This is a genomic window from Streptosporangium sp. NPDC050855 (assembly GCF_044456585.1).
Lineage (GTDB): Bacteria > Actinomycetota > Actinomycetes > Streptosporangiales > Streptosporangiaceae > Streptosporangium > Streptosporangium longisporum.
The window spans coordinates 491,392-512,561 of record NZ_JBITFY010000002.1; the positions used below are offsets into that span (position 1 = coordinate 491,392).

The 21,170-nt window shown below is 73.8% G+C and carries 18 protein-coding genes; 9 read left to right on the top strand and 9 right to left on the bottom strand.

The window, feature by feature from the left end:
* Positions 1 to 31: 31 nt before the first annotated feature.
* The 6 genes from eccB (at position 32) to ACIBCT_RS07390 (ending at position 5,103) form a co-directional block, all read left to right on the top strand.
* The gene (gene eccB, locus ACIBCT_RS07365; protein ID WP_399186516.1) at positions 32 to 1,459 is read left to right on the top strand and encodes a type VII secretion protein EccB; all 1,428 of its coding nucleotides are present in this window, start codon (positions 32 to 34) and stop codon (positions 1,457 to 1,459) included.
* Positions 1,460 to 1,567: 108 nt separating this feature from the next.
* Positions 1,568 to 1,879 carry a WXG100 family type VII secretion target gene (locus ACIBCT_RS07370; protein WP_399186517.1) on the top strand — a complete coding sequence of 104 codons (312 nt, stop codon included), beginning with the start codon at positions 1,568 to 1,570 and terminating at the stop codon, positions 1,877 to 1,879.
* 25 nt (positions 1,880 to 1,904) lie between these two features.
* The gene (locus ACIBCT_RS07375) at positions 1,905 to 2,210 is read left to right on the top strand and encodes a WXG100 family type VII secretion target (protein ID WP_399186518.1); all 306 of its coding nucleotides are present in this window, start codon (positions 1,905 to 1,907) and stop codon (positions 2,208 to 2,210) included.
* Between the two features lie 106 nt (positions 2,211 to 2,316).
* Complete coding sequence (locus tag ACIBCT_RS07380; RefSeq protein ID WP_399186519.1) at positions 2,317 to 2,688, top strand: hypothetical protein; 372 nt, start codon at positions 2,317 to 2,319, stop codon at positions 2,686 to 2,688.
* A 4-nt stretch (positions 2,689 to 2,692) separates the two neighbouring features.
* Positions 2,693 to 4,246, top strand: coding sequence for a WXG100 family type VII secretion target (locus ACIBCT_RS07385; RefSeq protein ID WP_399186520.1), 1,554 nt, complete (start codon positions 2,693 to 2,695; stop codon positions 4,244 to 4,246).
* 215 nt (positions 4,247 to 4,461) lie between these two features.
* Positions 4,462 to 5,103 carry an MBL fold metallo-hydrolase gene (locus ACIBCT_RS07390; RefSeq protein ID WP_399186521.1) on the top strand — a complete coding sequence of 214 codons (642 nt, stop codon included), beginning with the start codon at positions 4,462 to 4,464 and terminating at the stop codon, positions 5,101 to 5,103.
* 112 nt (positions 5,104 to 5,215) lie between these two features.
* On the opposite strand, the gene mnmA is transcribed toward ACIBCT_RS07390, so the two are convergent.
* Positions 5,216 to 6,286 (bottom strand): tRNA 2-thiouridine(34) synthase MnmA, encoded by a 1,071-nt coding sequence (gene mnmA, locus ACIBCT_RS07395; RefSeq protein WP_399186523.1) that lies wholly within the window; start codon positions 6,284 to 6,286, stop codon positions 5,216 to 5,218.
* 59 nt (positions 6,287 to 6,345) lie between these two features.
* On the opposite strand from mnmA, the gene ACIBCT_RS07400 reads away from it, so the two are divergent.
* Positions 6,346 to 7,392 (top strand): DUF695 domain-containing protein, encoded by a 1,047-nt coding sequence (locus ACIBCT_RS07400; protein WP_399186524.1) that lies wholly within the window; start codon positions 6,346 to 6,348, stop codon positions 7,390 to 7,392.
* Positions 7,393 to 7,424: 32 nt separating this feature from the next.
* Here the strand turns inward: ACIBCT_RS07400 and ACIBCT_RS07405 are convergent, their stop codons facing one another.
* Complete coding sequence (locus ACIBCT_RS07405) at positions 7,425 to 8,588, bottom strand: cysteine desulfurase family protein (RefSeq protein ID WP_399186525.1); 1,164 nt, start codon at positions 8,586 to 8,588, stop codon at positions 7,425 to 7,427.
* 113 nt (positions 8,589 to 8,701) lie between these two features.
* On the opposite strand from ACIBCT_RS07405, the gene ACIBCT_RS07410 reads away from it, so the two are divergent.
* Positions 8,702 to 9,208 carry a TetR/AcrR family transcriptional regulator gene (locus ACIBCT_RS07410; RefSeq protein ID WP_344894005.1) on the top strand — a complete coding sequence of 169 codons (507 nt, stop codon included), beginning with the start codon at positions 8,702 to 8,704 and terminating at the stop codon, positions 9,206 to 9,208.
* A 272-nt stretch (positions 9,209 to 9,480) separates the two neighbouring features.
* Positions 9,481 to 10,683, top strand: a complete 1,203-nt coding sequence (locus ACIBCT_RS07415) for an MFS transporter (RefSeq protein ID WP_399186526.1) — start codon at positions 9,481 to 9,483, stop codon at positions 10,681 to 10,683.
* A gap of 183 nt (positions 10,684 to 10,866) precedes the next feature.
* Here the strand turns inward: ACIBCT_RS07415 and ACIBCT_RS07420 are convergent, their stop codons facing one another.
* The 7 genes from ACIBCT_RS07420 to ACIBCT_RS07450 all read right to left on the bottom strand — a co-directional run bounded on the left by ACIBCT_RS07420 (position 10,867) and on the right by ACIBCT_RS07450 (position 21,120).
* Complete coding sequence (locus tag ACIBCT_RS07420; RefSeq protein ID WP_399186527.1) at positions 10,867 to 11,820, bottom strand: electron transfer flavoprotein subunit alpha/FixB family protein; 954 nt, start codon at positions 11,818 to 11,820, stop codon at positions 10,867 to 10,869.
* 18 nt (positions 11,821 to 11,838) lie between these two features.
* Positions 11,839 to 12,618 (bottom strand): electron transfer flavoprotein subunit beta/FixA family protein, encoded by a 780-nt coding sequence (locus ACIBCT_RS07425; RefSeq protein ID WP_344893996.1) that lies wholly within the window; start codon positions 12,616 to 12,618, stop codon positions 11,839 to 11,841.
* Between the two features lie 318 nt (positions 12,619 to 12,936).
* Positions 12,937 to 14,190 (bottom strand): serine/threonine-protein kinase, encoded by a 1,254-nt coding sequence (locus ACIBCT_RS07430; RefSeq protein WP_399186528.1) that lies wholly within the window; start codon positions 14,188 to 14,190, stop codon positions 12,937 to 12,939.
* 190 nt (positions 14,191 to 14,380) lie between these two features.
* The gene (locus tag ACIBCT_RS07435; protein WP_399186529.1) at positions 14,381 to 16,354 is read right to left on the bottom strand and encodes a protein kinase; all 1,974 of its coding nucleotides are present in this window, start codon (positions 16,352 to 16,354) and stop codon (positions 14,381 to 14,383) included.
* Positions 16,354 to 18,612: a protein kinase gene (locus ACIBCT_RS07440; protein ID WP_399186530.1), complete on the bottom strand. Its 2,259-nt coding sequence runs from the start codon at positions 18,610 to 18,612 to the stop codon at positions 16,354 to 16,356. The genes ACIBCT_RS07435 and ACIBCT_RS07440 overlap by 1 nt, the downstream gene beginning before the upstream one ends.
* 128 nt (positions 18,613 to 18,740) lie before the next feature.
* Positions 18,741 to 19,301, bottom strand: coding sequence for a YbaK/EbsC family protein (locus tag ACIBCT_RS07445; protein WP_399186675.1), 561 nt, complete (start codon positions 19,299 to 19,301; stop codon positions 18,741 to 18,743).
* A 160-nt stretch (positions 19,302 to 19,461) separates the two neighbouring features.
* Positions 19,462 to 21,120 (bottom strand): flavin monoamine oxidase family protein, encoded by a 1,659-nt coding sequence (locus tag ACIBCT_RS07450; RefSeq protein ID WP_399186531.1) that lies wholly within the window; start codon positions 21,118 to 21,120, stop codon positions 19,462 to 19,464.
* Positions 21,121 to 21,170 lie beyond the last annotated feature (50 nt).

A 21,170-nucleotide genomic window follows, 5' to 3' on the forward strand; every position in this document is an offset into this window, starting at 1 on the left:
GCGACCGCGCACCCTGCGAGGCGGAGGTGGGATGCAGACCCGTCGTGATCTCTACCAGGCGCACAGGCTGATGACCCAGCGCCTGGGCATGGCCTTGCTCCAGGGTGAGCCCGACGTGCCCGAGTCGCCGATGCGCAGGCACAACGTGGCCACGCTCTGCGGCGTGCTGGTCGCGGTGCTGGTGACGGCGGGGTTCGGCATCTACGGGCTGCTGCGGCCGGGCGGCGCCACCGCGCTCACCGCGCCCGGGACGGTGATCGTCGAGGAGGAGTCGGGCGCGACCTTCGTCTACAGCGCGTCCCAGAACCGGATGATCCCGGTCGCCAACGTGACCTCGGCCCGGCTGCTGATCGGCGGCGCGCAGGGCGTGAAGGTGCGCACGGTCACCAACGCCTCCCTGGCGCGCTTCTCCCGCGGGCTGATGGTCGGCATCCCCGGGGCCCCCGAGTCGCTGCCGCCGCGTACCCGGCTGGTGCGCTCGCCCTGGTCGGCCTGCGTGGTCGAGGGCGTGGACGCGACCGGGGCGCGGGCGCCGTACACCTCGCTGATCGGTGGTTCCGGGGTCGGCGGCGCGCCGTTCGGGCGGAGCGCCGCGATGGTCGTGGAGGAGGGATCGCAGACCTGGCTGCTGTGGGGGGACCGGCGGATGCGGGTACCGCCCCAGAGCCTGCGGGCGCTGACCGAGGAGCAGCCCCGGCAGGTCCCGGCGGTCTGGCTCAACGCGCTGCCCATCGGCCCGGACTTCCGCGCGCCCGCGATGGCCGCCCGCGGCCGTGCGGCACGCGGCCCCGACGGCGGGCGCTCGGCGGTCGGCAGGATCTACACCGTGCCGGCGGTCGCCGGCGGCACGGCCAAGTGGTACGTCCTGCTCGCCGACGGCCTGGCCCCGCTGACCCCCGCCCAGGCCGAGCTGCTGCTCCAGGACCCGGCCAGCAAGCGGGCGTACGGCAGGGCACCGGTGCGCGCCGTGGAGATCGACGCGGCGACCGCGAACGGGATGCGGCGCTCGGCCACCCGCATGGGGCAGGCCGGTCTGCCCGAGGTCATGCCGAAGGTCGTCTCCCCCGACCCGGCCTCGCCGGTGTGCGCGGTCTACGCCGACACCGAGCGCGGATCGACCCGGGCCCGGCTGACCGTCGGCAGCACGGTGCGGATCCCGGCGCCGCCCGGGGGGCGGTTCGACCAGGACTCGGTGGACCAGGTCGTGCTGCCGCCGGGCAGCGCCTCGCTGGTGGGCGTGCTGCCCGGGAACGGCAGGCTGGACGCGGTCGGCTCGCTCTTCCTGATCAGCGACCAGGGGCGGCGGCACGCGATCACCTCGGCGGAGTCGCTGCCGAGCCTGGGGTACACGGCCGCCGACGTCGCCCCCTTACCCGCCCATATCGTGCATTTGATCCCGCAGGGGCCTACGCTCGACCCCGCAGCGGCGAGAAACCCGGTGCCACTGGGGCAGCGGTGATTCCCGTTACCAACGGGACATCGCCCCGTTATAAGGGCGAGATCATCTCACTGTCCACTTTGTAATGATCGAAGCACTCATGTCCATCGAGCACCATGGAGGTGCCACGTGGTTAGAACCAATGCGGATCACGCGCGGCTCGTCGAGTCCTCGCAGAAGACCCAGGACGCCAAGAACACGATCACCCAGATCAAGACCCAGCTCGAGGGACACCGCGGCGAGCTGCGTTCCGGCTGGGACGGCCAGTCCGCGGTCTCCTTCGACAGCGTGTTCAACGCCTGGAACACCGAGATGGCCATCATCCTGCGCGAGCTGGAAGGCCTCTCCGAGAAGCTCAAGCTCACCCAGAAGAACTACCAGTCGACGGAAGAGAACCAGGCCGCCTTCGCGAGCAGGCTCTCCGCCGACATCAACAGCTGACACAGCTCAGAAACGGGGATCACCAATGGCTAACGACCTTGACCGCACTCTTGTCGATTTCGGCCAGATGGACCGCTCTGCCGCGGACTTCGCGCGGCAGTGGCAGATGCTGGAGGGAACCCTCCAGACGCTCGAAGGAGACCTCGACCGGTTGCTCGGCGACTGGGAGGGCGACGCCCGCACCGCCTACTACGCCGCACGCGCCCAGTGGGACGCCGCGTCCGGCCGGATGGCCCAGCTGCTCCAGCGCCTCGGTGGCGTCATCGAGGTCGGCAGGGAGAACTTCTCGCAGACCGAGAAGGTCAACGTGTCGATGTTCGACGGGCGCTGACACCTGGTAACCGAGCGGGCCACGGCGACGCCGGGGCCCCTCGTCACCGGGTAGGACCGATCGGGTCGCGGTGACGCCGCGGCCCCTCAGCAACGGGGAGAGAGGCATGTTACCTCCCGAGGACAGACCCGAGCCCTCCTGGCCCGGCATCGACAAGAACCGTCCCGCCGTCGAGATCAAGCGCGACCGGATCAAGCAGCTCCTCAAGGCCCTGGAGGACGACGTCGCGCGCCTGGAGGGCTCCAACGAGGGCGCCCTGCAGGACCTGCGGGCCATGACCAACCTGACGGAGGCCGAGTTCGGCACCTGGGACACCGCCAAGGACGTCGCCAGGACCACCCAGAAGGCCCACATGAAGATCGGCGCGGTCTACCAGGACACCATCGCCAGGTACCGGGCCGCGATCGAACTGCTGCGGGTCGCCGCCTACAACTACCAGGACGCCGAGCAGGCCAGCACCACGAACAAGGCGAGCTGAGGCGATGGGCAACGACCACGCGATTCACCACATCAAGTTCGACGGTGAGAGCGCACCGGCCATCGGCAGCCGCGACCACTACAGCGGCTACGGCGCCGCCGAGATCAAGTCGATGCTCGAGGCCACCAACCCCCGGGCCATCGAGGAGGCCGGCCACACCTACAAGACCGCGGCGAGCACGCTGGGCGAGAGCCGCGCCCTGCTCCGGCAGGTCGCCGGTGAACTCGCCCAGGTCTGGAGCGGTGACGCCTCGATCGAGGCGCAGAAGGCGCTCCAGCTGGTCCACGGGACGGTTCACGAGCTGGCCAACCGCTGCGGCCAGCTCGGACCGCCCCTGGTCCACTACGGCGGACAGGTGCTCCCCCAGTTCATCGAGGCCGCCGTCCAGAGGCCGTCGATGGGGTCGATGCTCGACGGGGTCGACATCCTCCCGGGGGACGACATCGCCTTCGGGAAGATCGGCAACACGGTCCTGTTCACCAACAAGTCGAACAACGACTTCGCCCGCGACGACCTGGTGAACCTCAACAAGAACCTGGTCGAGCTCTACAACAACATCCCGCCGACCGTGGAGAAGAACCTGCCCCTCCTGGGCGCCCCGACCGACCCCGCGCTCACCGGCCAGAACTACCCCGGAGGTCTCCCCGGGGGTCTCCCCGGCGGAGGTCTGCCCGGTGGCGGGATCCCCGGCGGAGGCCTGCCCGGCGGGGGTTACCCGGGCGGTGGCGGGTACGGCGGCTATCCCGGAGGCTCCGGGTCCTATCCCGGCGGTGGGGGCGGCTACTCCAGCCCCGACCTGCCGGGCTATCCCGGTGGCGGCTCCGGCGGGGGCGGCCTGCCCGGCGGCTATCCGGGTGGCGGCTCCGGCGGGGGCGGTCTTCCCGGTGGCGGCAACCTTCCGGGCGGGGGGAACCTGCCCGGCGGGGGAGGCTACCCGGGGGTCACCGACCCCGGCGCGGGCCTGCCGGGTGGCGGGAACAACCCGGGGTACCCGGGCGTCGGCGGTCCCGGCTCGGGACAGCCGGGGACCGGCACCCTGCCGGCGGGGTACTCCCCCGACCAGCAGGGCGGCCTGAACCCGAACGACCCGCGCGCCACCCACCTGGCCGGCTTCGAGCCCACGACACCGGCGGTGCCGACGGGTCCCGGGACCGGCCCGGGTGTCGGCCTGCCTCCCTACAACGGCACCGGCCCGGGTATCGGCACGGGCCCGACCACCACCTCGCTCGGCCCCAACAGCCTGAACGGTCTGAACGGACCGAACAGCCTGAACGGGCCGAACGGCCTGAACAACCCCACCGGCGCCGGGCCGGGCACCTGGGTCGGCAACGGCGCCACCACCGGCGGGGCCGGGGGCGGCCTCAACGCCGTCAACGGTGTCGGCGGCACGCGGGGCGCCGGCATGGGCACCGGTATGGGCATGGGCGGCATGCCGTTCATGCCGATGGGCGGCTCGCCGGGCGAGGGGAACCAGGACCGCGAGCGGTCCACCTGGCTCGTCGAGGACGAGGACGTCTGGGGCGGTGACGGCGGCACGGCTCCGGCCGTGATCACCTGACTCACCTGACCGGGTCCCGCCCGGGGGCACCCCACCCCCGGGCGGGACCCGTGACGTACCGTGCCCGGGGCGTACCGCGTCCCGGGCCGGCCCCGTCTTGCGTCCGGGACCGGGAAGGCCCCCTTCCGGCCGCGACGCGGGACGCACCGTGGCCGGGCGCGCCCCGGCCACGACCGGGCCGCGCTCCCCGGGAACCGGCCCCCTAGCCTGGGAAGATGAGACTCACGAAGTTCAGGCACGCCTGCGTACGCCTGGAGAAGGACGGCTCCGCCCTGGTGATCGATCCGGGGTCCTTCAGCGAGGAGTCCGCGCTCGACGGGGCCCGCGCCGTGCTCATCACCCACGAGCACTTCGACCACGTGGACGCCGACCGGCTGCGCCGGGCGGCCGAGGCCGATCCCGCCCTGGAGATCTGGACCGGCGAGGCGGTGGCCGCCACGCTGACCGGCCTCCCCGCGAAGGTCCACACGGTACGGGACGGCGACACCTTCGACGCGGCCGGTTTCGGGGTGCGGGTCGTCGGCGAGTGGCACGCCCCCGTCCACCCGGACATGCCGATCATCGGCAACGTCGGCTTCATGGTGGACGAGGAGGTCTTCTACCCGGGGGACGCGTTCACGGTGCCGGAGATGGAGGTGCCCACCCTCCTGGTGCCGGCCAACGCCCCGTGGATGAAGGTCCGGGAGATGATCGACTACCTGCGCGAGGTCCGCCCGGCCCGCGCCTTCTCCACCCATGACGGCCTGCTCAACGACGACGGGCTCCGCATGGTCGACAGGTGGCTGGCGATGGAGTCGGACCACCAGCACGCGGACATGCGGCGCCTTCCGCCGGGTGAGTCGGTCACCCTGCCGTGATCCCGTCCGGCGCCCCGGGGACCCGGGACCCGCGGGGCGGGAACCCCGGGGGCGGGAGACCGTACCCGCGCGACGAACCTCCGCCCGCCGGCCCGGTGACCGGGCCGCGGGCTCAGGAGGCCGAGGCGATGGTCGCGGAGCCGATCACGGTGTCGCCGAGGTAGAGCACCGCGGCCTGGCCCGCGGCGACCCCGGTGGCCGGGGCGTCCAGCGTGATGTGCACCTGATCGCCGGAGAGCTGGGCCCGGCAGCCGTACACCTCGCCGTGCGCGCGGAGCTGGACCGTGCAGGCCAGCGGCTCGCGGGGCGCGTCCACCGGCCCGTTCCAGACCGGGCGCCCGGCCACGATCGAGGTGACCTCCAGCGACGAGCGCGGGCCGACCGTGACCGTGTTGGAGACCGGCTCGATGGACAGCACGTAGCGCGGGCGGCCGTCGGGGGCCGGGCGGTCGATGCGCAGCCCCTTGCGCTGGCCGACCGTGAAGCCGTACGCGCCCTCGTGGTCGCCCACCACCTCGCCGGACTCGTCGACGATCGGGCCCCGCGCCGCGCCGAGGCGGTCGGCGAGGAAGCCCCGGGTGTCGCCGTCGGCGATGAAGCAGACGTCGTGGCTGTCGGGCTTCTCGGCCACCGTGAGCCCGCGCCGCGCCGCCTCCTCGCGCACCTGCGCCTTGGTGGAGTCGCCCAGCGGGAAGATCGCGTGAGCGAGCTGCTGCCGGGTCAGGACGCCCAGCACGTACGACTGGTCCTTGCCGTGGTCGGGGCTGCGGCTCAGCACGCCGTCGGCGATGCGGGCGTGGTGGCCGGTGGCCACCGCGTCGAACCCCAGGGCCAGGGCCCGGTCCAGCACCGCCTCGAACTTGATCTTCTCGTTGCAGCGCAGGCACGGGTTGGGGGTGCGGCCGGCGGCGTACTCGCTGACGAAGTCCTCGATCACGTCGCGCTGGAAGCGCTCGGCCATGTCCCACACGTAGAAGGGGATGCCGATCACGTCGGCGGCCCTGCGGGCGTCGCGCGAGTCCTCGATCGTGCAGCACCCCCGGGCGCCGGTGCGGTGGGAGCGGGGGTTGGCGGAGAGGGCGAGGTGGACGCCGGTGACGTCGTGGCCCGCATCGGCGATGCGGGCGGCGGCCACGGCGGAGTCGACGCCGCCGGACATGGCGGCAAGCACACGGAGACTCATAACCCCTTGAGCGTACCCGCGTTGGCAGGTGCCCCGGCGGGCTGGGAGAATCCGGGGTCATGCGACTGTTCGGGCGGAGGAACGAGCCCGCCCCCGACCCCGCGGGCGGCATCGCCGAGTTCTGGGCGTGGTGGGCACAGGCCAGGCCCGAGCTGGACGCGATGGCCGCCGCGGGCGAGACCGGGCGGCTGGCCGAGTGGATCGGCCCGGCGGTACGGGTCGTGCACCCCTCGCTGGTCTGGGAGATCGTCCCCGGCCCGGTAGCCGAACGGGCCCTGGTGGTCACCTCGGCCGGTGACCCGGAGCTGCGTCCCACCGCGCACCGCTGGGCCGCGGCGGCCCAGCCCGCCGACGGGTCGTGGGAGTTCCACCCGTCCCGGCGGGCCGTCCCGGACGCGACGGGCCTCGTCCTCGACGTCGGCGGCTACGAGTTCGCGCTCGACGGGCTGGTGCTCGGGCTGCGCGTCCCGCACGGCAGCCCCCGGATCGACGTGGTCGCCCATCACCCGGTCTTCACCCTGCTGGACGAGGAGACCCGTACCGAGGCGGCGCTGCTCGCCCTGGACCGGCTGCTCGGTGAGGACGAGGTGGCCCGCTGGGTGGGCGACGTCTCCGCCGCGGCCTACGAGCCGATCGACGCGGTGCCCGCCGTGCACCTGCCGGGCGTGGTCGCCGACCTGGCCTCCGGGTACCGGGACGAGCAGTGGGCGCTGCTGGAGGGGCGGACCGCCTCCGGTGCCCGCCTGGTCGCCACCGCCCGCCACCCTCTCCGCCCGGTCGACCACCCCCTGCTCGACCAGCACATCGAGATCACGCTGCCGTACGCGCACCGGGACGCCGAAGGGCTGCCCGCGGGCTCGTCGCTGGAGACGCTGCGCGACGTCGAGGAACGCCTCGCCGGGTGGATCGGCCGGCTGAGCGGCCGCGCCGTCCTGGCCGCGCACCTGAGCGCCGAGGGACAGCGGGTGCTGCACGTCTACGCCGACCCGCTGAGCGAGGCGGCCGTCCGCGCCAGGGAGCTGGTCGAGGGCTGGGAGGAGGGCCGTCCCCGGGTCGACGTGACCGCCGACCCCGGCTGGATCGCCGTCTCCCCCTTCCTCACCTGACCGGCTCGGCGTCGTAGCGGCTCAGGCCCGGGTCAGCTCAGGCCCGCGCGGCGGGCCCGCTCGACCGCGAGGCCGATGACCTCCACCAGCCGGTCCACGTCCTCCTCGGTCGAGGTGTGTCCCAGGGAGAAGCGCAGCGAGCCGCGCGCCCGGAAGCCGTCGGCGCCCATCGCGAGCAGGACGTGGGAGGGCTGCGCCACCCCGGCCGAGCAGGCCGAGCCGGTCGAGCACTCCACGCCCTTGGCGTCCAGCAGCATGAGCAGGGCGTCGCCCTCGCAGCCGGGGAAGGAGAAGTGTGCGTTGCCGGGCAGGCGGTTCACCGGATCGCCGTTGAGGATCACGTCCGGCACCGCCAGGCGGACCCGGTGGATCAGGTCGTCGCGGAGCCCGGACAGGCGGGCCGCGGTCTCGGCCTGGCGGGCCACCGCTATCTGCACGGCCGTGGCCAGACCGGCGGCGGCGGGCGCGTCGAGCGTGCCGGAGCGCACGTCGCGCTCCTGGCCGCCCCCGTGCAGCACCGGCACCGGATCGACGCCCCGGGCCAGCAGCAGGGCGCCGACGCCCATCGGCCCGCCGACCTTGTGCCCGGAGAGCGTCAGCGCGTCGGCCCCGCAGTCGGCGAAGGACACCGGGAGCTGGCCGACCGCCTGGACCGCGTCGGTGTGGAAGGGGATGCCGTACTCCCGGGCCGTCCCGGCCAGCGCCTCGACCGGCTGGACGGTGCCGACCTCGTTGTTGGCCCACATGACGCTGATCAGGGCGACGCTCGCGGGGTCGCGCTCGACGGCCTGCCTGAGCGTGTCCGGGCTCACCCGGCCGAACTCGTCGACCTCCAGCGGCTCGACGGTCGCGCCCTGGTGGTCGGCCAGCCAGTGCGCCGGGTCCAGGGTGGCGTGGTGCTCGACCGCGCTGATCAGGATCCTGTGGGCACCCGTGGCGCGCCGGGCCCAGTACAGCCCCTTGACCGCCAGGTTGTCGGCCTCGGTGCCGCCGGAGGTGAAGACGACCTCGCTGGGACGGGCGCCGAGGGCGGCCGCGATGGTCTCCCGCGACTCCTCCACGACCTGGCGGGTACGGCGGCCCGCGGCGTGCAGCGAGGAGGCGTTCCCCACCTGGCCGAGCTGGGCCGTCATGGCCTCGATCGCCTCGGGAAGCATCGGCGTGGTCGCCGCGTGATCGAGATAGGCGGACTTCACGACCGCATTCCCCTCCCCAAGTCGGCTGTCAACCTCCCCAGGGTATCCGCGCCCGTCGGGGAGCTCACCCCCGGAGTTGACCACTGAACCGTCCAGACGGTACAGTCGCTTTCATGAGACGGGAAGAGCTGTTGGACGCGGCGGAGGATCTCCTCGGCGACCAGGGCTCCCAGGCTCTCACCCTGGCGACCGTGGCCGAGCGCGCCGGATGCAGCAAGGGCGGCCTGCTCTACCACTTCGGCACCAAGGAAGCCCTGATCAAGGGCATGGTGGAGCGCCTGATCGAGGAGTTCGACGAGCTCGTCGCCGCGCAGGGCCACGACACCTACACGAAGAACTACCTGGCGGCCACGTTCGCCGCCGTGCAGAGCGGCAGGTTACGGCGCTGGGCCGTGGTGACCGGCGCCTCGGGCAACCCCTACCTGCTCGCGCCGCTGCGGACGGCGATGGCCCGCTGGCACCGCGAGGGGCTCGGCGACGAGCCGGATCCGGAGGCGGCGCAGATCGTGCGCCTGGCCTGCGAGGGCCTGTGGGACGTGGCCAGTCACGACCCCGATCTCTACGACGCCGGGCACTACGCGCGTCTGGAGAGGCGTCTGCTGGCGCTGCTGGCCCCCTGACCGGAGCCCTGCCGCACTGATCGTCCGAAGCCCGCCGGGCTTCCTGCCGGATCCGGCGTCCCACCGGGCCGGTCACGACCCTGTCTTCCGGGTCGACCGGGCCCGCTGCCGGATGCCTCGCCGGACCGACCACGGCCTCGCCGATCGATCACCCACCCCGCCGGGGTGCGGCCCTCCGACGGATTGGCGGTCGCTTCCGCCTGCGCGGAAGCGACCGATTCTGTTGTGCCCGCTCCGCACTTTGTCAAAACGTGTATTGAAAGGACTTCGTCATGACCCGCGACCTGAGGACGGCTCGAACCGGGGCGGTTCTCACATTCGTGCTCGCCGGACTGCTCTGTGGATCGATGACCGTCCGCATCCCGGCGCTCTCCGACAAACTCGGCCTGTCCGAGGCGTCGGTGGGTGCCATCCTGCTCGTCTGGGGCCTGGGGGCGCTCGTCACCATGCAGTCCATGCGCGTGGTGATGGCGCGCGTCGGCAGCCGGAGCGTCCTGCGGGTCGCGGCCCCCCTCACCGCGGTCACCCTGGTCCTGCTCGCCCTGGCGCCGTCGTTCCCGCTGGCCCTGGCCGCGAGCGCCCTGTTCGGCATGGCGTTCGGCGCGGTGGACGTCGCGATGAACGCGCAGGGATCGGTGGTCGAGCGCGCCTACGGGCGCCCGCTGATGAACGGCATGCACGCGGGCTGGTGCGCCGGGGCGATCTCCGCGGGCCTGCTGGGCGCCGCGGCCATCGCGGCGGGACTCCCGGTCACGGTCCACCTGGCCCTGGTCGCCCTGCTCGCGCTCCCGGCGACGGCCTTCGCCGGCCGTACCTGCCTGCCCGACCCGGCCCTCTCCCCCGGCCGCGGCGCCGCACGGGCCTCCGGCAGGCGGATGCCGCCGGTGGTCTACCTGCTCGGCGTGATTGCCTTCTGCGCGTTCATGGTGGAGGGAACGGTCGCCGATTGGAACGGTCTATACCTGCGCGACGTGCTCGGCGCCACCGAGGCGGCCGCCGCGCTGGGCTACCCGATCTTCGAGGCGGGCATGCTGGCCGGGCGGCTGGCCGGTGACCGCGTCCGGGCCCGGTTCGGCGCCCGCGGCATGATGGTCGCCTCCGGCCTGGCCACCGCCGCCACCTTCGGTGTGGTCCTCACCGCCCCGACGGCGCTCGTCGCGCTCTCGGCCATGCTCTTCGTGGGCGTGGCGGTGGCGACGGTCTCGCCGATGGCGATGTCGCTGGCGGGCGGCGCGACCACCGATCCCGGGCCGGCCATCGCCCAGACCGGTGCCATGGGGTACGCGGGGCTGCTGCTGGGGCCGGTGCTCATCGGCCTTCTGGCCGACGTGGCCACGCTCAGGGCGGGCCTCGGCATCGCCGTGGTGCTCGGGGTCCTGATCGCCGCGCTCGCCTGGTTCCTGCCCCGCTTCCGCGCGACGGCCCTGCCCGCTCCGGCGCGGACCGCCCCGCGCGAGCTGTCCATGGCGGCCTGAGAGAACACCCCGGCGGCCCGGAAGGCACCGGCCCGAGGCGCACCCTCCGGAGGCGCACCCTCCGGAAGGGGCCGCCTACCGGAGGGACCTGCCGGAGGGGCCGCACATGCCGGCCGTACATGCCGGCCGCACACGCCGGAGGGCCGGACGGTCCGCACCGTCCGGCCCTCCGGGTGAGGCCGATCACTTGCGCTTGCCGACCTCCTGGGTCAGCTGCGGGACGATCTGGTGCAGGTCGCCCACGACCCCGAAGTCGGCGAGCTCGAAGATCGGCGCCTCCGGGTCCTTGTTGATCGCGAGGATCGTCTTGGCGGTCTGCATGCCGGCCCGGTGCTGGATGGCCCCGGAGATGCCCGCCGCGATGTAGAGCTGCGGCGAGACGGTCTTGCCGGTCTGCCCGACCTGGAACTGGTGCGGGTACCAGCCGGCGTCGGTCGCGGCGCGGGAGGCGCCGACGGCCGCGCCGAGCGAGTCGGCGAGCTCCTCGATGATCGAGAAGTTCTCCGCCGAGCCCACGCCCCGGCCGCCGGAGACCACGATCGCGGCCTCGGTGAGCTCCGGACGCGCGCCCTTGTCCTCCTTGACCCGCTCCACGATCCTGGCGCTCTTGGCGGCGTCGGAGACGGTGAAGGAGACCTGCTCCTCGGTCCCCGCGCCGGTGGAGGCCTCGACCGGCGTCGCGTTGGGACGCACCGCGATGATCGGGATGCCCTTGGTCACCCGGGAGCGGACGTTGACGCCGCCGCCGAAGATGGACTGGTCGGCGACCAGGCCCTCCTCGATGCCCACCACGTCGGTGAGCACGCCGGAGTCGGTCTTGATGGCGAGGCGCCCGGCGATCTCCTTGGCCTCGGCCGTGGCGGCGACGAGCACCGCGACCGGGGACTTCTCGGTCACCAGGTGGGCCAGCAGCTCCGCCTTGGGGGCGACGACGTAGTCGGCGACCTCCGCGGAGTCGGCCAGGTAGATCTTCTCCGCGCCGTACTCGGCCAGCCTGGCCTGGGCCTGCGGGGAGTAGCCCGCCCCGGTCCAGACCGCCGACGGGGTGCCCAGCCTGCGGGCGAGCGTCAGCAGCTCCAGGGTGACCTTCTTCACCTGGCCTTCGACATGCTCGACCAGAACGAGAACCTCAGACATTTCCAGCTACCCCCGCTCTCAGACGAACTTCTTCGACGCGAGGAAGTCGGCGGCCTTCACGCCACCGTCACCCTCGTCCTTGACCACGGTGCCGGCCGCGCGCGCCGGGGCGGCCTCGAAGTCGGCGACCTCGCTCCAGGAGTTGACCAGGCCCACCTGGGAGGCGTCGATCTCGGCGTCGGCGACGCCGAGCTTCTCGACCGGCTTCTTCTTGGCGGCCATGATGCCCTTGAAGGACGGGTAGCGCGGCTCGTTGATCTTCTCCACGACGGAGATCACGGCGGGCAGCGAGGCCTCGACCCGGTCGTAGCCGTAGTCGGTGACGCGGTGGATGGAGATGGCGCTCCCGTCGACCTCCACCTGGTTGGCGAAGGTGAGCTGCGGCACGCCCAGGCGCTCGGCCAGCATGGCGGCGAGGACGCCGGTGCGGGCGTCGGTCGACTCCGAGCCGAGCACGACCAGATCGAAACCGATCTTCTTGAGGGTCTGTGCCAGGGCGTGGGAGGTGCCCAGCGTGTCCGAGCCGTGCAGCGCGTCGTCCACCAGGTGGACGGCCTTGTCGGCGCCCATGGCCAGGGCCTTGCGGATGGTGTCGCTCGCCTTGTCGGGACCCATGGTGAGGACGGTCACCTCACCACCGTGGGCCTCCTTCAGGCGCAGCGCCTCCTCGACCGCGTACTCGCACAGCTCGTTGATGACGCCGTCGGCGGCGTCGCGGTCGAGCGTCTTGTCATCGGACTTCAGCTTGCGCTCGGTCGCCGTGTCGGGGACCTGCTTCACGCAGACGACGATGTTCATGGCCGGTGGCCGACCTCCCGTGTTCGCGTACGCCACCGCGTCGCTGCGGTTGACGCCGGCTCGGTACGTGCACGCGGGGCACGTGCACGCGGTGCCAAGACTGCCACGTGCCCGGAGGCGGTGTGGCAGCGGGTGACCCGGTCGGGACATGCCCCGTCCCGGCCTCCCGAGATTATGTTACCCATCGGTAGCTTAGGCGCAAACCGCCAGGTTGCACGGCTCGCCCCGGACCGCCGGAACCTTCCCCGGCGGCCACCTCCCTACCATACCGAACTATGTTCCGGTGGTGGCGCGTGCCCCCGGGTGTCGCCGGCGGGCTCAACCGGCGATCAGGATCGCGACCAGCACGAAGACCACGGTCCCCAGCGCGAGCGCCAGCGTGAGGGTGCTGAAGAACGTGCCGAGGACCGCCCAGAGCGCGACGGTCCCGGCCGCCGCGGCCAGGTCCACGGCCAGGCGCCCGCGGTCCCGCCGGGCGAACAGGGCGATCCCGGCGTCGGCGAGCAGCACCGAGCCGTACCCGGTCAGCAACAGCAGCGACACCTCGGGCAGCGGGTCGGAGGCGGTGGCCGCCGCCAGCGAGACGAGCAGGCCGGTGCCCACCACCCAGCGGCGGTGCAGGACGGCCCTGCGGCGCTCGGCGGCCTGTTCGGGCGAGGGCCTCCCCGCGGGCGGACGGCGGCCCGGCCGCCACTCGCGGGTGACCAGGCCGTGCACCGCGGCCTCGCCCGCGCCCCGGGACCACCGCCCGCGCGGCTCCGCGACCACCGGCCGCGGGGGCGGGGCGACGCCGAGCCGGGCCAGGAGCGCGTCCGCGGGCGGCCTGGCGGCCGGATCGCGCAGCAGGCACTCCCGCAACAGCGGCTCCAGCCACCCGGGGACGCCCTCCAGGTCCGGCGGACGGTGGACGACCCGGTAGCCGATCGCCGACGCCGGGCCCGTCCCGTAGGGGTGCCGCCCGGTGGACGCGTACGCCAGCGTCGCGCCGAAGGCGAAGACGTCGGCCTCGGCGCCGGACCCGGTGCCCTCCAGCACCTCGGGCGCCAGGTAGCCGGGCGTGCCGAGCACGGCCCCCGAGGCGGTGACCGAGGGCGAGTCGAGCGCGCAGGCGATCCCGAAGTCGATGACCACCGGCTCGCCGTCGGCCAGGATCACGTTGGCGGGTTTGAGGTCGCGGTGCACCACCCCGGCCGCGTGCACCGCGGCCAGCGCCTCGGCCAGGCCACGGGCCAGCCTCGTCAGGTCGTCACCGCCGACCGGCCCGTCCGCGGCGATCACCGCGCTGAGCGGCCGGCCCTGCACGTAACGGGTGACCAGGTACGGTCGGGCCCCGGTCAGCGAGGCGTCCAGGACCTCGGCGACGTACGGGCCCTGGACCAGCCGCATCGTCTCCACCTCGCGGGCGAGCCTGGTCAGGGCCGTCTCGTCGGCCGCCACGTGCGGATGCAGGATCTTGACCGCCACCGTGCGCCCGCCGGGGTCCAGCGCGAGGTGGACCTCGCCGAACCCTCCGGCGCCGAGCTTCGACAACAGGCGGTACGGACCGAGCTTCTCACCGTCCGGCGCGACCATGCGACTCCTTCGGCTCGTCCCCTCCATCGTGCCGCAGGAAGGCCGATCCCGCACCGGGTGCGGGCCGCGAACGTCCGCGCCGGACGTGGATCGGGCACCGGGCGGACGCGCGGGCCGGGACCGCCCGGACCCCGGAACGGGCACGCCGGGCGGACGTGCCCTGCGGGGACGACCGCGGGTACCGGAGCCGTCACTTCCAGAACGTCAGGAACCCCAGGCCGAGGCTCTTCATCAGGTCGTCCACCAGCCCGGTGACGAGGTCGAACGCGCCCATCGCGCCCTCGTTCGCCGACCGCCGCCACTGGTCGGTGAGGTCCTTGACGGCGTCGGTCGGGTTCTGCCACGGCTCGAAGGACGGGACCACGCTCAGCGCGGCCATCACCGCGAAGAACGCCAGCGTGCCCAGGACGATCGTGGTCACCATGCCCGCGCCGGGGCTGCGGATGACCGCGCTCAGCGTGCGGGCGACGGCCTTCCTGGGCTTGCCGCCGCCGGGCAGCAGGAACAGCCCGGCCACGAAGGCACCGGCCGCGTAGGCGGCGGCGAAGTTCCTGTTCATGTCGCCGGCGTAGACCAGGAACCCCCACACGCACATGCCGAGCATGATCGACACTCCGGCGGTGATCGCCGTCGCGAACGCCGACCTGATCAGCGCCCACGGCGTGCCGACCAGCGCGAGCAGGGGGTCTCCGGCGCTGTTGCCCCGGATGGAGCGGCGCTGGGCCAGGTCGGCGAAGAGGTACTCGCCCACCCGCAGGCAGAGCGCCGCGGCCACGGCGAACACGCCCACCACCACCGGCAGCACGCAGGCCAGCGCCACGAGGATCGTCAGCAGCAGCATCCCGGCCAGCGGGTGGGCCGCACGGTAGCGCTCCCGGGGCGGGGTGCGGGGCGCGGGCTGCGCGCGGCCCGAGGGCTGCGTCGGGACGTGCGGCCGCGACCGCTCCGGCGGCGGGTACGGCCTCGCCTGGCCGCTCGGCGGCGGGGCCGGGTACCCGGCCACCCGCTGGTCGGGGTAGGGCGGCGGGGCCGCCGCCCTGGCCTGCGCCGAGGGCGGGGCCGGGACGTACGGCGGAGGCCGCGAGGGATCGGCGGCCGGCGTGTACGGCGAGGGCGCCACCGAGCCGGACGCCTGCCCGCGCTCCTGCCGGGGCCGGCGCTCACGCCGCTCCGGCTCGGCGTACCTCACCGGCGGGAGCAGGTCGGAGTAGCCCGAGGCGTCCTGCGGCAGCGCCCGGGTGCCGTTGACGGGCGGGGGCGGGGCCTGGCCGTCCAGGACCTTGGTGCCGTCGGCGTCGAGGACCCTGGTCCCGCCGCCGTCCAGGACCGAGGTGGGCGGGGTCTCCTGGAACGCCGTCACCGCCGGGTCCAGGTCGCGGGCCAGCCGCAGCAGCTCGACGGCGGCCGGCCGGGCCGCCGGGTCGACGGCCAGCGCCCGCCTGAGCCAGCCCCGCAGCCACGCCGGGGCCAGGTCGATGTTGGCCCGGCCCTCCATGATGTTGAAGCAGACGACCTCGAAGCTGCCGGTGCCGAACGGCGGCTTGCCGGTCGCGCCGAAGAAGACCGTCGAGGCCAGCGCGTGCACGTCGGCGGCCTGGGTGATCTCCGAGTCCCGGATGATCTCCGGGGCGAGGTAGCCGGGCGTGCCGACGAACATGCCGGTCTGGGTCAGCCGGGTGGCGTTCACCAGGTGCGCGATGCCGAAGTCGATGACCAGCGGGTCACCGTTGACGATCATCACGTTGGACGGCTTGAAGTCGCGGTGGATGACGTCGGCGGCGTGGATGGCCACCAGGGCCGCGCACATGCCCCGCGCCAGCCGGATGACCTGGTCGTCGGGGAGCGGGCCGTCCTGCAGGACGGTCTCCTCCAAAGTGCGGCCCGGGGCGAACCGGGTCACGATGTAGGGCTGCCTGGCCGTCAGCTCGGCGTCGAGCACCTCGGCGACGTGCGGGCTGCGCACCCGCCGCATGGTCTCCACCTCGCGGGTGAGCCGGTCGCGGGCCTTGAGGTCGGCGGCCACGTGGGGGTGCAGGACCTTGACGGCCACCTCGCGCCCGTCCTCGTCGAGACCGAGGTGGACGACGCCCATGCCGCCCTCGCCGATCTTCCTCAGCAGCCGGTACGGCCCCAGTCTCTCGGGCGCCCGCGTGTCCCCCGTCATCACGCCGCCTTCTCTCGTAGGTCGTCCAGTTCGTGTACCACCCATGTGACGTCGACCGGCGCCCACACCGCCTTCCGTGCTCCACCGCCCACCGTGCCGCTCGCCACGAAGAGCACCGCCACCGTCACCGCGGCCAGCACCGCGGCGGCGACCATGGCCGCGCCGCGCGACGGCAGCAGTGATGCCAGCGTACGTCGCATCTGGCGGCCGGGGCCTTCCACGCCGGGTCCGGCGCAGACGGTCCAGAGCGCCACGGCGGCGCCCCAGCTCAGCGCGTTGGTGGTGGGCATCCGCCCGACCAGCACGGTGAGCAGGAGCGTCACCGGCAGTCCGAGGATCAGCGCGTACGGCACGAGGGCGACGGTGATGCCGATCGACTTCGCCAGCTCGGCCGGCCGGCCGAGCACCCGCAGGACGTCGGTCGCCGCCGCCGCCGCGGCCCTGCGCCCGTTGAACACCGGCTGGGCGATGTCGGCGGCGCGCAGCAGGATCACCGCCGGGATCACCACCGCCGCGACGAGCACCGGGGCGAGGACCGCCGCGACCGTCATGACGGCCAGCATCAGCAGGCTCGCCACCCCGTACGCCTTGGAACGCTGCAACGCGTTCCCCGGTCGCTGTCCGGGATGCAGCGGCGTGGGCGCCGGGGACTGCGTGACGGGCTGGTGCTGGTAGGGATGCTGGGGGTGCTGGGGGTACTGCTGCGGCTGGGGGTGCGGGTAGGGGTAGGGCGGCGGCACGGCGGGACGCGGCCGGTGCGGGGTCTGCTGCTCGAACGGCTGGGGGTGCAGGTAGGGCGGCGGACCGGCCTCGGGCGCCGCCCCGCCGGCCTGCGTGCCCGCCTGTGTGCCGGAACGGTCCCTCGGCCGGTCCCGCGGGCCCGGCGCCCCCTGCGGGTCGCCGTGGCGGCGGATGTAGTCCTGCAGGTCCTGCGGCCGGACGCGCTGGGTGGGGATGTCCCCGTCGGGGACGGGCGTCGTGGCCGCCGGGCCGCCTGCCGGCGTTCCGGGCGCCGCGCCCGGGGTGCGGGTGGGGACGTCCTCGGGGGCGAGCATGCCGGTGGGCAGGTCGTGGGAGGAGCGCTGTGCCTCGGCGGCCTGGCGCAGCTCCTCCGGCGTCACCCGGCGGGTGGGCCACGGGTCGGCCTGGTCCTGCCCGAGCAGCGAGACGTACTCGTGGGGCTGGGCCGCCGGGGTCGGCGGGGGCACGACGGGGTGCGGGACGGACAGCCGGGAGGCCACCGGGGTCGGCACGTCGCCCGGGTCGCCGTCCGTCTCGCCCCGGCCACCGGTCCCCGGGGTCCCCGCGCCGGGCCACGCGCCCGACGTGCCGGGAACGCCGGACGGCAGACCGGGCACACCGGGGACACCCTGACCGCCGGGCTGGCCGGGGACGCCGGTCGCGCCGAACACGCCGGAGCCGCGGACCTGGTCGTCGAACGCCGCGACCGTGCTGATCTCGTCGGGCACGGGGTGCCTGCCGGTGGACGGCAGCAGGCGCGCCACCTGCGCGGCCAGCTCGGCGGCCGGGGGCCGCCTGGACGGGTCGCGCTGGAGCGCGGCGCGCAGCACCGGCTGGAGCGGCTGCGGGACGGCGTCGACGTTCGCCTTGCCCGCGGTGATGTTGTAGAAGATCATCTCCAGCGTGCCCTTGCCGAAGGGCGGCTGGCCGGTGGCGGCGAAGACCAGGGTGCCCGCCCACGCGTGCACGTCGACCTCGGGGCCGGCCTCGTGCCCCTCGATGATCTCGGGGGCGAGGTAGCCGGGGGTGCCGATGAACATGCCGGTCTGGGTGAGGCGGGTGGCGTCGACCGCCTGCGCGATGCCGAAGTCGATGAGGACCGGATCGCCGTCCAGGATCAGCACGTTGCCGGGCTTGAGATCGCGGTGGATCACCCCGACCGAGTGGACCGCGGCCAGCGCCGAGGCCACGCCGTGCGCGACCCGCAGCAGCGCGGGCAGCTCCATCGGCCCGTCCTGCTTGATCACCTCGTCCAGCGGGCGGCCGGGGACGTAGCGCGTCACGATGTAGGGACGGTGACCGGTCACGTCGGCGTCGAGGACCTCGGCGATGTACTCGCTGCGCACGCGGCGCATGGTCTCGACCTCGCGCGAGAGGCGGCGGCGGGCGACGTCGTCACCGGCCACCTCGGCGCGCAGAACCTTGACGGCCACCTGACGGCCCTGCGGATCCACCGCGAGGTGCACCACGCCCATACCGCCCTCGCCGAGCCGCCTCAGCAGTCGGTAAGGACCCAATCGGTCGTCCTGATTCATGGCATGAAGCACCATATCGGCTTAGACCCCGCCCACGAGATGAACCATCGGGCCACATTCTCCGACTGAACAACGTCCATGGAACCCCGACGGTTTCCCGATTCCTTCTCTCACTTAATCTCATTTTCGCTTCGGTTCGCCAGGCCGAGAACCCGTGCGGTTCCCAGTCCGGCCAGCAGCGAACCGGGCACGGCCAGCTTGGAGCGGCGGACACCGCTGCCGATCACCACCGCCGGGTGGGCCGCCACCGCCTCGTCGACCAGCACCGGCCAGCCGGCGGGCAGCCCGAGCGGGGTGATCCCGCCGTACTCCATCCCGGTCAGCGTGACCGCGTCGTCCATCGGCGCGAACGAGATCTTCCGCGCGTCCAGGTGGCGCCGGACCACGCCGTTGACGTCCGCCCTCGTGGTCGCCAGGACCAGGCACGCCGCGTAGCGGGTCTCCCCGGCCCGCCTGGCGGCCACGATGACGCAGTTGGCCGACTCGCCCGGGTCCACGCCGTAGCGCTCGCAGAAGGCCGCGGTGTCGGCCAGTTCCGGGTCGATCTCGGCGACGGTGACGTCCCCTGCACCGTCTCGTCCCGCCAGCTCCGCGACCGCCCGCGCCACCGGCTCGGCCAGCAGGTCCGGCCGCTTCCCGGCACTCGTCCAGTCCAACGTCCCGATCGCCATCGCCGTCGGCCCCCTCACTCCTCCGTACCGGGAGCCCCTCCCATACCGACGGGCTCCGCACCGAAGACCTTACGGCGGCGGAGCGCGTGACGCGGGCCGCGGACGGCGCGGGCGGCGCTGACGGCGCGGAGGACCTCCGGGTCGCGGGTACGGCGACCGGTCAGGAGGTCGCCCGCAGCACCCTGTGGTGCAGCTCGGTGACCGTCCTGCGCGCGGACTCCATCGCGCCCGCCTGCCAGGCGATCAGGTGGGTGAGCCAGTCACCGGCGAAGTGGACCCGGCCGGCCGGTTGCTGCAGCAGGGTGAAGGCGCCCGTGTAGGAGGGCCACCGCACCCAGCCGCCCTCCACGTGCGGCCTGCGCCGCCAGGCGATCGAGACGCTGGAGCGCAGCTCGGCGCGGTACTTCTCGCCGTGGATCTTCTTGCCCTGGGTGAGCGCGCGGGCGCGGCGGGCCTCGTGCGTGAGCCCGGCGTACCGGTCGGCGTTCTCCTCGGTGTTGTAGTAGCCGACGACCAGGCCGCCGCGCGAGTGGTAGCCGTGCGAGGGATACCAGATGTGGGTGATGTCCAGGTCGGTCTCGGTGACGCCGCCGTAGATGCGGTCGTCCGTCTCCCACCAGCGCCTGCCGTACTCCAGGCCGATCTTGCCCGCGGAGACCGGGACGGGGGTGCGGAGCGCGGCCGTGACCGGGGCGCCGAGGTTGTGCGGCAGCCGGGCCAGCAGGTGGGGCGGCAGGGTCGCGATGCAGTAGTCGGCGCGGACGACGCCGCCGGGGTGGGTGACCTCGACGCCGTCGGGCAGGTTCCTGATGCCGGTGACCGGCGTGCCCGTCCTGATCCGGTCGCGCCCGACCGCGTCGGCGAGCGCGGTGACGATGCCGTCCATGCCGCCCACCGGCTGGAACATCGGCGTGGCCTGGTCGTAGCCGAAGTCCATGGTGACGGCCCTGCCGGTGCCCGCGGCGAGCACCTGGCGCAGCGAGGGCGCCGCCCCCAGTGGCACGCCCTCGCCCACCCCGGGCCAGGTCTCGAAGCCCCGGCGGGTGGAGCCCCGGTAGGACAGGTCGGGGCCGAGGTCGCCGAAGCGCCGCAGGAACTCCGCGAGCCGCTCGCGGTCGTCCGCGGTGAGGCGGCGGTTCAGCGCGCCCGCGTCGCTCGCCTTGGCCAGCAGCTCGGCGACGTGGCCGTACAGGTCCGCGCGGGCCGCGCGGGCCCGCACCGGGGCGGTCATGCCCCGCGTGTAGACGTACGCCGACGCGTTGTTGTTGACGAACGTCTCGATGGGGACGCCCAGCTCGCGGCAGTAGTCCATGGTGACCATCCACGGCGCGATCCGCCCGGCCCCGGCGTTGAAGTAGACACCCTCGCCGAACCCGGCCGTCTGCGTCGCGCCGCCCAGCTCGTCCAGCCGGTCGCCCGCGCGCAGCGTGAGGTTCCTGCCGCCCACCCGGTCGGACGCCTCCAGGACCGTGCAGTCGTACCCGGCCTTGCCCAGCTCGTACGCGCAGGTCAGCCCGGCGACACCGGCGCCGAGGACGACCACGCTGGCCGCCGCCCTGCCGCCGAGGGCGAAGTCGGAGGGCTGCGGGGGCGTGTAGTTCCGGTCCTGGGAGTCCGGGGCCAGGCCCAGGGCGCCCATGGCCGCGAACATGGCCCCGGCGCCCCCGGCCGCGCCCACGCCGACCAGCAGCGCCCTGCGCGTCAGGCCACCGGCGGACCCGCCCGGGGCGCGTTCCGGCGCGGAACCGGAGGGAGCGGGCGCGGAGGGAGCGGGGGGAGCGGGGGGGACGGGAGGGGAGTCGCCGGTCTCGTCACTCATCGGCGGTCGTCAGGGGCATCGGGCACCGTCGTGGTCGTGGTCGGGTACGG